Annotated in this window: 11 protein-coding genes and 1 riboswitch; of the genes, 8 read left to right on the top strand and 3 right to left on the bottom strand. The window is 75.0% G+C overall.

Annotation, left to right across the window (positions count from 1 at the left end):
- Positions 1 to 280: 280 nt before the first annotated feature.
- The 7 genes from SM577_RS26480 (at position 281) to SM577_RS26450 (ending at position 7,799) form a co-directional block, all read left to right on the top strand.
- On the top strand, positions 281 to 1,492 hold the full coding sequence (locus tag SM577_RS26480; RefSeq protein WP_474588231.1) for an acyltransferase family protein: 1,212 nt from the start codon (positions 281 to 283) through the stop codon (positions 1,490 to 1,492).
- A gap of 92 nt (positions 1,493 to 1,584) precedes the next feature.
- Positions 1,585 to 2,175: a hypothetical protein gene (locus tag SM577_RS26475; RefSeq protein ID WP_302922830.1), complete on the top strand. Its 591-nt coding sequence runs from the start codon at positions 1,585 to 1,587 to the stop codon at positions 2,173 to 2,175.
- 116 nt (positions 2,176 to 2,291) lie between these two features.
- On the top strand, positions 2,292 to 3,059 hold the full coding sequence (locus SM577_RS26470) for a hypothetical protein (RefSeq protein WP_474581779.1): 768 nt from the start codon (positions 2,292 to 2,294) through the stop codon (positions 3,057 to 3,059).
- A 287-nt stretch (positions 3,060 to 3,346) separates the two neighbouring features.
- A riboswitch (cyclic di-AMP (ydaO/yuaA leader) is annotated at positions 3,347 to 3,488 on the top strand.
- A 235-nt stretch (positions 3,489 to 3,723) separates the two neighbouring features.
- Positions 3,724 to 4,551, top strand: coding sequence for a C39 family peptidase (locus SM577_RS26465; RefSeq protein WP_302922832.1), 828 nt, complete (start codon positions 3,724 to 3,726; stop codon positions 4,549 to 4,551).
- 116 nt (positions 4,552 to 4,667) lie between these two features.
- Positions 4,668 to 5,414: an alpha/beta fold hydrolase gene (locus tag SM577_RS26460; protein ID WP_474588230.1), complete on the top strand. Its 747-nt coding sequence runs from the start codon at positions 4,668 to 4,670 to the stop codon at positions 5,412 to 5,414.
- Between the two features lie 241 nt (positions 5,415 to 5,655).
- Complete coding sequence (locus SM577_RS26455; protein WP_302922834.1) at positions 5,656 to 6,768, top strand: DegT/DnrJ/EryC1/StrS family aminotransferase; 1,113 nt, start codon at positions 5,656 to 5,658, stop codon at positions 6,766 to 6,768.
- On the top strand, positions 6,765 to 7,799 hold the full coding sequence (locus SM577_RS26450; protein WP_302922835.1) for a Gfo/Idh/MocA family protein: 1,035 nt from the start codon (positions 6,765 to 6,767) through the stop codon (positions 7,797 to 7,799). Before SM577_RS26455 ends, SM577_RS26450 begins: the two co-directional genes overlap by 4 nt.
- 16 nt (positions 7,800 to 7,815) lie before the next feature.
- Here SM577_RS26450 and wecB read toward each other — a convergent pair whose 3' ends face one another.
- Positions 7,816 to 8,904 (bottom strand): non-hydrolyzing UDP-N-acetylglucosamine 2-epimerase, encoded by a 1,089-nt coding sequence (gene wecB / locus SM577_RS26445; protein ID WP_474588229.1) that lies wholly within the window; start codon positions 8,902 to 8,904, stop codon positions 7,816 to 7,818.
- A gap of 275 nt (positions 8,905 to 9,179) precedes the next feature.
- Between wecB and SM577_RS26440 the strand changes: the two genes are divergently transcribed.
- A complete protein-coding gene (locus SM577_RS26440; RefSeq protein ID WP_474588228.1) occupies positions 9,180 to 10,463 on the top strand; it encodes a nucleotide sugar dehydrogenase in 1,284 nt (427 codons plus the stop codon).
- An 81-nt stretch (positions 10,464 to 10,544) separates the two neighbouring features.
- Here SM577_RS26440 and SM577_RS26435 read toward each other — a convergent pair whose 3' ends face one another.
- Together SM577_RS26435 and SM577_RS26430 are read right to left on the bottom strand one after the other, a co-directional pair.
- On the bottom strand, positions 10,545 to 11,090 hold the full coding sequence (locus SM577_RS26435; protein ID WP_474588227.1) for an acyltransferase: 546 nt from the start codon (positions 11,088 to 11,090) through the stop codon (positions 10,545 to 10,547).
- A 186-nt stretch (positions 11,091 to 11,276) separates the two neighbouring features.
- Positions 11,277 to 12,986, bottom strand: coding sequence for a CDP-glycerol glycerophosphotransferase family protein (locus SM577_RS26430; protein WP_302922838.1), 1,710 nt, complete (start codon positions 12,984 to 12,986; stop codon positions 11,277 to 11,279).
- Between the last annotated feature and the right edge of the window lies 1 nt (position 12,987).

Below are 12,987 nucleotides of genomic sequence, written 5' to 3'. Positions count from 1 at the left end.
TCGTGCGGACACCGCGTCACCGCTCGACTCCGGCCGGCCACCGGGCCGGGCGGCTCGCACCTGAGGGTTCGGGGAATATTAGGCCACCCGCCGCCCCGTGCACAGACGCCCGTCACCGTCGTGCCCCGGCCCGGCCGACCGGTCGGCCGGGCCGGGTAGGGTGCCCGGGCGGGCGATTCGCCCCGGAACGCCACCCGGTGCTCCGGCCGGCGGCCGCCCATGACGCCGCCGAGAAGGAGCCGTACGTGCTGGTCAGCTCGCCGACTGCCGGGAGTCGCGCATGACGGGCGCCACCGTCGCGCCGGGCTGCACCACGCGGTCCGCCAACCGCCTGCCGTCGCTGACCGGGTTGCGCTGGATCGCCGCGCTGCTGGTCTTCGGCTTCCACGCCGGCACCATGCGGATCATCGCGGAGCCCGACCACCAGGCCGTGGTGAACTGGTTCTTCACCCTGGGCCTGTCCGGCGTGCAGTTCTTCTTCATCCTGAGCGGGTTCGTGCTGGTCTGGTCGGCCCGTCCCGGCGACTCCCCGTGGGCCTTCTGGCGTCGCCGGTTCGCCAAGATCTACCCCAACCACCTGCTGCTCTGGGCGCTGGTCCTGCTGGTCGGGCTCTGGTTCGCCGACCCGGTCGACGTCGGCGCCGCGCTGGAAAACCTCTTCCTGGTGCAGGCCTGGGACCCGCGACCCGGCTACTTCTACAGCGTCAACACCGTGAGCTGGTCGCTGTCCTGCGAGTTCTTCTTCTACTTCTGCCTGCCGCTGGTGCTGCCCCTGGTGCGCCGGGCCCGGTCCGGGGCACTGTGGGCGGTGGTGGTCGGGGTGCCGCTGCTGATCCTCGCGCTCTGGCCCGGCCAGGCCCTGGTGCCCGAGGCCGACCGCTGGTGGTTCACCCAGGTCTTCCCGCCGGTGCGGTCGCTGGAGTTCTGGATGGGGGTGGCCGCGGCCGAGCTGATGCGCCGGGGCCGGTGGCGGGGGCCGGGACTGCCGCTGGCCAGCCTGATCTTCGCGGTCACCTGGGTGGTCGCCGCGCAGTGGATCCGGGCCGAGCTGTGGGCGGCGCTGCTCTCGGTGGCGTACATCCTGGTCATCACCGCGGCGGCGGACGCCGACGTGCGCGGGCTGCGCTCGCCGTGGCGCTCCCGGCCGATGATCTGGCTCGGTGAGGTCTCGTTCGCCTTCTACCTGGTGCACGTCTTCGTGATGATCACCGTGCTCCGGCTCACCGGGGACTGGGGGACCGGCTTCACCGGCTGGTGGGGCCCGCTCGTGGTGCTCGGCTTCCTGCTGCTGAACCTGGGGCTGGCCGCGCTGCTGCACCGCTGGGTCGAGACGCCGATGATGCGCCGGCTGGCGCCGCGCCGTCCGAAGCGGACGGTCGGCGGCGCGGTGCCGGACGCGGCAGCCGGCACGCCCACCCCGCCGGCCCCGGGCAGCGCCGTGCCGAGCCCGCGCGCGCCCGAGCGGCCATCGGCGTACGTCGACTCGCGCTGACCCGTCCACCCTGGTCGTGCCGTCGGCGCGGCGAAACCGCGACACGCCCGGCAGCGGTGCGGGGGACCGGGCCGGGCGGTAGCGTTGTCGTCGTGCTTCCGGTCGCGCTCACCTGTCCGTTGTGGTGGGTGGCGCGCTGGGCCGCGCGACTGACGGCCGGCCTCGCCGTCGCCGTGGCGATCGCCCTCGGAGCGCCCGGCGCGGTCGCCGCACCGGCCGGCCCGGAGCCGGCGGTGTGCGCCGCCGTGCCCCGCCTCACCGACACGCCGGCCGGTCCGGTCGCGTCGACCCGGCCCGGCGCGGCCTTCGCCGACGGACCCGGGGCCCACCCGGCGCACCGGGCCGCTCTCACCGGCCCGACCGGCCACCCGGTCCACGACGCCGCCCTCGCCGGCCGCCCCGTCCACGGCGTCGGCCTCGCCGGCGAGCCGGTCCCGGGTGTCGCCGTCGCCGGTCCGACCGGCCGCCCGGTCCCCGGCCTCGCTGTTTCCTCCGGGGCGGCCGTCGTGCTCGCCGGGTCCGCGTCGACGGCCGCCGGCGACGAGCGGCCCGCCGCGCTCGCCGGCGGGGTCGCCTGGGTCGTGCCGGCCGCCGCCCCACCCGCGGCCCTCGCCGCTGCCGCGCCGGTGCCGGCCGGGTCCGTCCCGGCCGTCCGCACCCCGCGCGCCCCGCCGCACGCCTGATCCGTCCGCGGGGTCCCCGCCCCGCCCGCGATCGCAATCCGCCCCCGTCCGGCGTCGGCGGTGTTTCCACCACGTCCGGGCGCGGCTCCCGCTTCCGCATCCGCTTCCCCCGTGAGGTGCCGACCTTGGAGACCGTCCTCTACCACCAGTTCCTGATCGACGTGCCGCGGGCCGCCGCCATCTGGTCCGGCCTGCTGGTGCTGGCGCTGACCGTGCTCACCGTGCTGGTCGCCCGCCCGGAGCGCCCCACGGACGAGGAGTCCGCCCCGGCGGCCGCCGAGCCGGCCGAGCCCGACCTCGCCGACCTGCGCCGGTACGCCGAGGAGGTGGCCGTCGCCGCCACCCGTGCGGCGCAGACCGCCCGCCGCCGGCGCGCCGACTGGCTCGCCGCGCAGGCCGAGGTGGAGCGCACCTGGCAGGCCTACGACGAGGCGGAGACCGCCGCCCGCCGGTTCGCCGGGGCCGCCGCCCTGCCGGCCCCGCGCACACCGCGCACGCCCGCCGAGTACGCCGCCCGCGAGCGCTGGCTGCACCACGCGGCGATGGCCGCCCACTGGCGCGGGGAGCTGTCCGCCCGGCAGCTGTCCGACGTGTTCTGCCACCGGGCCGGCTGGGATCCCCGGCGGCACCCGGTGGAGCAGGAGATCGTGCTCGCCCGGGCGGTACGCGAGCAGCGCCGGGCCGGCTACCGGCTGGCCGCCGAGCGGGAGCGGTCGGCGTGGCGGGACGCCGAACTGGCCGCCGAGGCGGCGCGGGCCCTCGCCGCCGAGGCGTACGCCGCCGCGGCCCGGCTCCGGCCGGGCCGGCTGCCCGCGTCCCGGGTCGACGCGGTGCCGGCCCGTTCCGTGGCCCCGGCCCGGTGGCGCCCGGCCCGGGTTGGTTGATCGGGAAATATTCCGGTGACGCCGGTCACAGCCAATGGGAAAACGGTCATCCGGCACGGACCGGCCGAGGTGCGCCGTCAATTCCCCGCCGACGCCGCACGCTTGTCCGATTGTCGCCCGGTAACGCGGTCGGAGAGGGCTGTCCCATTGAGTCACGCCAGTGCGTAACTGGCCGCAAAATTGTCGCGCCGAAGCAGGTTTACGCAGGTGAACCGGGCTTGGCAGGCTCCGAACCGACCAGTAGTGTCGGCCCGTCCGGTGCGGTAACCGATCGCAAGAGGCGACGCCGCGCCGACCCGCTCAATCGTGATCACACGAACCGGGGAACCAATGCACCTCTGGGGTGAATCCGCGGGCCGCGGCCCGTGGTAGGGCGTACTTCCCGCCCGAATCCGTCAGCTAACCCGGTCGGCGGTGTCGGAAGGAGTTCCATCCTCGTGCAGCACGATCCCACCCCTCGGTTCTTCCCCCGCCTCCACGGCCCCGCGGTGCCCGTCCTGCTCGCCCCGGTCGCGAGCTGACCCGCCGGCAACCGCCCCGCCCGACGTCCGGGCGCTTCCCTGAGTGGCCCACCAACCCGCGGACCAGGGGTCCGCGCGGTCGAGCCGGCCTGCCCGCCGGCACCGCGTGTGCGCCGCTCGCCCCCGAGTCCCGTGGAGGAACCATGAAGCACCACCTCAAGCGCCAGTTGCGGCGCATCGCCACCGAGCGCCCCTACCAGGTGGCCGCCGCCTCGGCCGCGGCCCTGGTGCTGGCCTCCGGCGCCGGCGCGCTCGCCGCCGGCACCGACGAGGCCCCGACCTCGGCGCCGGCCCAGGCCACGGTCGCCGAACTGCGTGACGCGCCCGCCGTGGCGTCCCGTGGCGAGGCCCGGATCGGCGCCGCCCCGTCGAGCGCCGCCCCGTCGAGCGCCGCTCCCTCGGCCGCCGCCTCGTCGGCCGCGCCGAACCCGGACCTGACCCGCAAGGCGGCGCCGAAGCCGCCGTCGCGCAAGGTCCTCGACTACGACTACCAGGCCCAGACGACCTTCTACAACTGCGGCCCGGCGGCCGTGCGGAACGCGCTCAGCGCCGCCGGTATCGACCGCAGCCAGGACGCCCTCGGCGCCCAGCTGGGCACCACCGAAATGGGCACCAACTCCGCCAACGACACCACCCGGGTGCTCAACGCGGTGGTGAAGGGCGACCCGTACCGGACCCGGATGATCCCGGGCGGGGCCGCCACCCCGGCCCAGATGGACCAGCTCCAGGCCGACGTGGTCCGGGCCATCACCGACAAGCGCGGTGTCGTGGTGAACGTGGCCGGCAGCGCCACCGACACCGGCGGCGGCTGGCACTCCTTCCCCGGCGGGCACTACATCGCCGTGGTCGGCTACGACGACGACGGCCGGCTGGTGAAGATCGCCGACTCGGCGAACCCGGCCACCGCCTCGTACTGGATGACCACAATCGACCTGGCGAACTGGGCGGCGACCCGCGGCTACTCCGCCTGACCGCCGCCGCGTCCCTCCGTCTCGGGCGCCGGCTCCCCACCACGGGGGCCGGCGCCCGGCGCGTAGGGGCGCCCGGCTCTCGCCCCGGGTGTCCGACCGGTGGCACACTGCGCCCTATGGTCGACGAATCGGGTACCCGGGACGGCGGGCGACCGCTCCTGCTGCTGCTGCACGGCATGGGCGCCACCGGCGAGGTGTGGCTGCCCTGGGCGCCCCTGCTGGAGCGCCGGTGGGCCGGCCGGTGGCTGGCGCCGGACCTGGCCGGGCACGGCTGGTCCCCGCCGCTGCCGCGGTACTCCTTCGCCGGGCTGGCCGGGCAGGTCGCCGGTGGCCTGAAGCCGGGTGACCGGCTCGTCGTGCTGGGGCACTCCCTCGGCGGCGTGGTGGGTCTGGCGCTGGCCGCGCGTACCGCCGGGCTGACGGTGGACGCGGTGGTCGGGCTCGGCATCAAGGCGGTCTGGTCGCCGGCCGAACTGGAGCGGGCCGCCGAGCTGGCCGCCCGCCCGGTCACCTGGTTCGCCAGCCGCGACGAGGCGGCCCGTCGCTACCTGCGGGTGGCCGGGCTGACCGGACTGTTCGCCCCGGACCATCCCGTCGTCGAGGCCGGGCTGCGGCAGGTCGACGGCCGCTGGCGGCTGGCGATGGACAACGCCGCGTTCGCGGTGGGGGAGCCGGACCTGCCGGCTCTGCTGGCGGCGACCGACGTGCCGGTGGTGCTGGCGCGCGGCGAGCGTGACCCGATGGTCTCCGACGAGCAGCTCAAGGAGTTCGGGGTGCCGGTGGTGACGCTGCCCGGTCTCGGGCACAACGCGCACGTGGAGGACCCGGAGTCGGTGCTCGCCCTGGTCGACCCGTACCGCTGAGCCCCGCCGCGCCGGTTCCCGGCGGGGATCAGGGTGTTGTGCCGCGACGCCCCGAGTCCTCGGGATAACATGCCCGTACGTCCCGGAGTGCGCCGGGCGTCCTGTTTGTCCGGGTGGCCCTTCCGCGCCGACCCCCACCGGGTCACCCGTCCGTAACCCCACCACCCCTCCTGTCCACATCCGAACGACGTAGCGCCGCGTCCGATCCGGACGCGGTAGCTGTTCGACAGGAGGAAGCCCCATGGCCGGGCTGACCACAGAAGTGATTCCACCGGCGAGGCCGGTCATCGGCGAGGCCGAGATCGAGGCGGCGGTGCGGGTGCTGCGCAGCGGCCGCGTCGTGCAGGGGCCGGAGGTGGCCGCGTTCGAGGCGGAGTTCGGCGAGCTGGTCGCCGGCCGGCACTGCGTCGCTGTCAACTCGGGCACGTCCGCCCTCCAGCTGACCCTGATGGCGCTCGGGTTCGGCCCCGGCGACGAGGTGATCGTCCCGTCGTTCTCCTTCGCCGCCAGCGCCAACGCGGTCCGGCTGGTGGGCGCCCGGCCGGTCTTCGTCGACATCGAACCGGCCAGCTTCTGCCTCGACCCGGCGGCGGTCGCCGCGGCGGTCACCCCGCGCACGGTGGCGATCCTGCCGGTGCACCTCTACGGCCACCCCGCCGCGATGGACCGGATCATGGCGATCGCCGACCGGCACGGGCTGGCCGTGGTCGAGGACGCCGCCCAGGCGCACGGCGCCACCCTGGCCGGACGGCCGGTCGGCGCGTTCGGCACGGCCGGCTGCTTCAGCTTCTACCCCACCAAGAACATGCACTCCCTGGAGGGCGGCATGGTCAGCACCGCCGACGGCGAGCTGGCCCGTACCCTGCGGCTGTTGCGCAACCAGGGCATGGAGCAGCGGTACGCCAACGAGATCGTCGGCGCCAACATGCGGATGACCGACGTGGCGGCGGCGATCGGCCGGGTGCAGCTGCGTCAACTGCCGGAGTGGACGGAGCAGCGGCGGGCCAACGCGAAGCTGCTCGACGCCCGGATCACCGGCCTGCTCACCCCGCCGGTCGCCGACGCCGCCCGGCACGTCTACCACCAGTACACGGTGCGGGTGCCGGGCGGTCGCCGCGACGCGGCCGGGCGGCGCCTCACCGAGCTGGGCGTCGGCAACGCGGTCTACTACCCCACGCCGATCCACCGCCTCCGGCCCTACCTCGCCGACGACGGCCGACCGGGTCCGTGGGACCTGCCGGAGACCGACCGGGCCGCCGCCGAGGTGCTCTCGTTGCCGGTGCACCCGACGCTGTCCCAGCGGGACCTGGAGCGGGTCGCCGAGGGCGCCAACCTGGCCGGGGGTGCCCGATGACCCGGGCCCGGCTGCGCGCCGGCCTGATCGGCCTCGGCGCGATGGGGCGTAACCACGCCCGGGTCCTCGCCGCCCTGGACGGGGTGGAGCTGGTCGGCGTCGTCGACCCGGCGGGCGATCCGGCCGGCGCGCTCCGGGTGCCGGTCGTACCCGACCTGGACGCCCTGCTGGCGCTCGGCGTCGACTACGCGGTGGTCGCCTGCCCGACGGCGCTGCACGAGCAGGTCGGTCTGGCGCTGGCCGCCAGCGGGGTGCCCGCGCTCGTCGAGAAGCCGCTCGCCCCCTCGGTGGCCGCCGCCGGCCGCCTGGTCGACGCGTTCGAGGCCGCCGGCCTGGTGGCCGGGGTCGGCCACATCGAGCGGTACAACCCGGCCCTGCAGAGCCTGCGCCTGCGGCTGGAGGCCGGCGAGCTGGGCGAGGTGTTCCAGGTGGTCACCCGGCGGCAGGGGCCGTTCCCGCACCGGATCGCCGACGTGGGCGTGGTGATGGACCTGGCCACCCACGACATCGACCTGACCAGCTGGGTGGTCGGCCGGGAGTACCGGACCGTGTCGGCGCGGACCGTCTCGCGCAGCGGCCGGCTGCACGAGGACATGGTCGCCGCGGTCGGCCAGTTGGCCGGCGGCGCGATGGTCAACCACCTGGTCAACTGGCTGAGCCCGCTGAAGGAGCGGTCCACGGTGGTCACCGGCGAGCGGGGCTGCTTCGTCGCCGACACCCTCACCGCCGACCTGACCTGGTACGCCAACGGGGCGATCGACACCGAGTGGGAGGCGCTGCGCGCCTTCCGCGGCGTGGCCGAGGGCGACATGGTCCGGTACGCGATCCCGAAGCGCGAGCCGCTGCTGGTGGAGCACGAGCGGTTCCGCGACGCGGTCGACGGCAAGGAGAGCGACATCGTCACCCTGCGGCAGGGGCTGCGCACGGTGCGGGTCGCCGCCGCGCTGCTCCAGTCGGCCGCCGAGGGCAGCACCGTCGAGATCGATGCCGACGCCGCACCCGAGCACCCCGCGACCGTCCCGCTGTCCTGAACGGGCGCAGCGCGGATCAGCCGAGTCGCTCCGCCAGGATCCGCAGTACGCGTTCGGCCGCCCGGCCATCGCCGTAGGGAGCGCCCCGCTCGCCCCGCGGTGTCGGTCGGGCGGCCGTCTCGGCCCACGCCCGCCGGCCCAGCGCATCGGGGTCCGGAACGAGCTGGTTCCAGTCACCGTCGAGAGTCTCCACCCACTCCGTCTCCGGCCGCAGGGTGGTGCAGGCACGGCCGAGCAGGAACGCCTCCTTCTGGAGGCCGCCGGAGTCGGTGACCACCCCGGCCGATCCGAGCACCGCGGCCACCAGACCCGCGTAGCCGAGCGGCTGGCCGGCCCGCACCGCACCCTGGTCGAGCTTCAGGCCGTGCTTCTCGGCCCGGTCCACCAGCCGCGGGTGCGCCAGCAGCGCCACCGGCAGCGGCAGGTCGGCGAGTGCGGCCAGCAGCGCCGACAGCCGGTCGGGGTCGTCGGTGTTGTCCGGTCGGTGCAGGGTGGCCAGCAGGTACGGCTGGTCCGGATCGATGCCGTGCGGCAGTGCGGGGCGGGGGTGTTGGCCGGCCAGCACCGCGTCGCGGACCCGCAGGCAGACGTCCACCATCACATCCCCGCTGAGTACGGCGCGGTCGGCCAACCCTTCCCGGGCGAGGTGCCGCATGGCCTCAGCGGTCGGGGCGAGCAGCAGATCGGCCGCGTGGTCGGTGAGCACCCGGTTGTGTTCCTCGGGCATCCGGCGGTTGAAGGAGCGCAGTCCGGCCTCGAGGTGCGCCACCGGAATGTGCTGCTTCACCGCGGAGACGGCGCCGGCCAGGGTGGAGTTGGTGTCCCCGTAGACCAGCACCCAGTCGGGCCGGTGCTCGGCCAGGACGGGGTCGATCGCGGCGAGCACCCCGCCGGTCTGTACGCCGTGGCTACCCGAACCGATGCCCAGGTGCACATCGGGAGCAGGGATGCCGAGCCCGTGGAAGAAGACGTCGGAGAGGTTGACGTCGTAGTGCTGTCCGGTGTGCACGATGACGTGCTCGTGTCGGGTGTCGACGAAGGCCGCCGCCATCGCCGCCAGCTTGACCAGTTGGGGGCGGGCTCCTACAACGCTGATGACTTTCACCGGATGGGCTCCTGCGGACGGGTGACACGGGTGGTGGCGGGAAACCGGTGCCCGCGTGCGGTGCGACGACTGCGCCGGGGACCGGTTCCGGCCTCTGACCATAAGTCCCGGATCGGTGCTGGGCCGGCGAACACGCTGTGTCGGGCATGTCGGTTTTGAGTAGCTCGAACGGCGGCACCAACGACAGGGCTTGCTCGTTATCGCGGTAGCGCCTGTGTCACCGGGTCGACCGGCTCCGTCGGCGACCCCGTTTCCATGACGAAGAAAGAAGAGCCATGAACATCTGTGTCGTCGCCCTCGGGAAGATCGGGCTGCCGCTCGCCGTGCAGTTCGCGACGAGCGGGCACCGGGTGATCGGCGCCGACGTCTCCGAGCGGGTCGTCGGGCTGGTCAACGACGGGGCGGTCCCGTTCCCGGGCGAGGCCGACCTGGACGTCCGGCTGAAGGAGGTGGTGGCGGCCGGGATGTTGTCGGCGACCACCGACACCGCGGCGGCCGTCGCCCGCTGTGAGGCGGTGGTCCTGGTGGTGCCGCTCGTCGTGGACGGCCGGGGGATGCCGGACTTCGGGTGGATGGACGACGCGACCCGGGCGGTGGCGGCCGGGCTCCGGCCGGGCACCCTGGTCAGCTACGAGACCACGCTGCCGGTGGGCACCACCCGGCACCGCTTCGCCCCGATGCTGGAGCGGGGCAGCGGGCTGACCGTGGGCGAGGACTTCCACCTGGTGTTCAGCCCCGAGCGGGTGCTCACCGGCCGGGTCTTCGCCGACCTGCGCCGCTACCCGAAGCTGGTCGGCGGGGTGGACCGGGCGTCGACAGCGCGGGGCGTGGCGTTCTACGAGTCGGTGCTCCAGTTCGACCCCCGGCCGGACCTGCCCCGGGCCAACGGGGTGTGGGACCTCGGCTCGGCCGAGGCGGCGGAGCTGGCGAAGCTGGCCGAGACCACCTACCGGGACGTGAACATCGGGCTGGCCAACCAGTTCGCCCGGTTCGCCGCCACCGTCGGGGTCGACGTCACCACCGTGATCGAGGCCTGCAACACCCAGCCGTACAGCCACATCCACCAGCCCGGCATCGCGGTCGGCGGGCACTGCATCCCGGTCTACCCCCGGATGTACCTGTGGAACGACCCGGCCGCGAGCGTGGTCCGCGCGGCCCGGGAGGCCAACGCGCAGATGCCGCAGTACGCCGTCGACCTGCTCGCCACCGCGTACGGCGACCTGACCGGGGTGGAGGTGCTGGTCCTCGGCGCCACCTACCGGGGCGGGGTGAAGGAGACCGCCTTCTCCGGCGTCTTCCCGACCGTCGACGCGCTGCGCGCCCGGGGTGCCCGGCCGTACGTCTGCGACCCGATGTACACGGCCGCCGAGCTGACCGCGCTGGGGCTGCCGGCGTACGCCGACCAGGCCGTCACCGCCGCGGTGATCCAGGCCGACCACCCGGAGTACCGGTCGCTGACCCCCGCCGACCTGCCCTCGGTGCGGGTGCTGGTGGACGGTCGCCGGGTCACCGACCCGGCGCGCTGGACCGGCGTCCGGCGGATCGTGATCGGCGCCTGACCGCCGGGCCGACGCCCGTGGGCGGGGGCGCCGCGGAACGGCTACCGGGAGCGTGCCCCGGGGCCGGCGTGGCTCGTCCGGTCAGCCCTCGTCGAGGCCGGCGGGGCGGGTGCCCGGGTCGCGGGAGACCACCTCGCCCCTCGCGTCCACCCAGCCCAGCGGGCGGGCCGGGTTCCCGGCCACGAGTTGGTACGGCGGCACGTCCCGGGTCACCACCGAGCCGGCCGCGACCATCGCGTACGCGCCCACCTCGATGCCGCAGACCAGGGTGGCGTTGGCGCCGATCGAGGCGCCCCGGCGGACCAGGGTCGGCGTGATCGTCCAGTCCGGGTTCTGCGCGCGGGGTCGCAGGTCGTTGGTGAAGACCACGCACGGGCCGACGAAGACCTCGTCCTCCAGCGTGACGCCCCGGTAGACGGAGACGTTGTTCTGGATCTTCACCAGGTCGCCGACGGTCACCCCGGCGTCGACGTACACGTTGCGGCCGATGACGCAGCCGGCGCCGACCCGGGCGGAGGACCGGATGTGCGCCAGGTGCCAGACCTTGGTGCCGTCCCCGACGTAGGCGCCCTCCTCGACGTCGGCGGTGGGGTGGACGAAGACCGGGGAGAGCGCGGTGTCAGCCATGTCAACTCGCAGGACTCGGGTAGCGGGACTCGGCGTAGGATACGCCCTTGTTGTCCGATTTGACCCGCCACCGCGCCGTGGTGGCCCTCATCCCGGTCACCGCGCGCCGCGTCCGGGCCGGCGGGGCCGGCCGGGTGTGGCGGGTTCCGCACGTCGGCCGTCGAGCCGACCGCCGCGAAGGACCGGTCAGGTGGCAGGGGCGACGGTCTCCGGTTCGACCGGCAGCCCGCCGGTCCGGGGCGCCGGCGGCCGGCCGCCCCGGTCGAGTTCCCGCCGGGCGGCGGCCAGGAACGCCTCCGCGTACGACTCGGCCGGGAAGTCGCCCAGATAGCGGCGCCGGGTGGCCCACCGGTCCGGGGCCAGCGGGTCGGTGTCGAGCAGCGCGGTGAGCACCTCGTCGACGTTGGACATGTCCCGGCGCAGCACGTAGCCGGAGCCGGCCAGCGGGAAGCGCTCGGTGAACCGGTCGCCGTCGCCGCCCATGTCGGTCACCGCGTACGGCTTGCCCGAGTAGAGGTAGTCGGAGATCACCCCGGACACGTCGGAGACCAGCGCGTCCGAGCGGTTCACACACTCGGTCAGGGTCAGCTCGCGGGCGGCGGCGCCGAAGACGTGCTGCCGGCCGGTCTTCGCCCGGTCGGCGGCCAGCAGTTCGGTGAGCCGGCCCAGCTGGCGGGCCGAGGCCGGGTTCTGCGCGGTGTACGGGTGGGCCCGCAGGATCACCGTGGCGCCGCGCGCCAGCAGCCGGCGCAGCAGCGTCTCCGCCACCGGCAGCGAGCAGTAGTTGGCGTCCGCGTGGTGCCCGGTCCAGGTCGGCGTGTAGAGCACGGTCGGCTGCGTCAGGCCGCGGACCGGCTCCGGGCGGACCTCGATCGCCTCCACCTGCGGCCGGCCGACCACCTCGAACTTCTCGGCCGGGATCTCCACCCCGGCCCGCGCGTACCGGTCGATGGCGGCCTCGCCGGCCACGAAGATCCGGTCGAAGATCGCCGAGACCGGGTTGGCGCTGGGCGCCTTGTCGCTGTCGCCGTGGTGCAGTTGCACGTGGGTGAGCTGGGTGAACCGGATGCAGTGGCTGTTCTTCGCGCCGTGGTTGACGTAGAAAGCCACCCGCAGGCTCGGCACCAGCGCCTCGTCCATCGCCTTCAGCGTGGGGCAGTAGACCACCGGGGCGGTGGTGGCCGCCGCGATCGTGCGCAGGAACTCCGGCTCGCGCACCATCACCAGGAACGGCCGGCCGATCCGCTCCAGGTACGGCAGCCACATGGTGACCTGGTACTCGGAGCCGGGCGGCGCGGAGAAGTGCAGCAGGAACTCGGGCTGGTGCCGGCGCAGCGCCCGGGTCACCGCCGACCCGCCGGCCGGCGGCCGGAACCGCCGCCGGGCCAGGTCGAGGCCGACCGCGCCGGCGCTCGCGCCGACCAGCAGGCTGGCGACCAGCGCGACGGCGGCGGGCAGCGCGAACGCGGCCGCCAGCGCCACCACCGCGAGCAGCCCGAGCAGGGCGCTGCCCAACTGTGCGGCGACCAGCGGCGTCCAGCCACGCACGGGCAGGTTGGCGGCCCGGATCTCCAGGTTGCCGGCGTCGCGCAGCGGCCCGACGAGCAGCACCAGACCCAGCAGGACGAGCGCGGTGGCGGCCAGCACCGGATCGAACCCGGCGTCGAGCCGCCGGGCGTAGCCGACCAGGATGCCGGCCGCGACCAGCACGGTCTCCGGCACGCTGTCGGCGCCCGGGCGGACCCGCCGCTCCCACGCCGCCGCGGCCAGCGCGGCCACCGCCAGGCCGAGCCCCCAGCCGGTGGCGCCGGTCAGCGCCACCACCAGGAACGCCAGCACGGCCAGCCCGGTGGTCAGGCCCCGGGCGACCAGTTTCCGAACCAGGTCACCACGCATC

It is taken from the genome of Micromonospora desertarenae (assembly GCF_056150265.1).
This window is presented reverse-complemented; position numbering and strand designations above follow the sequence as displayed.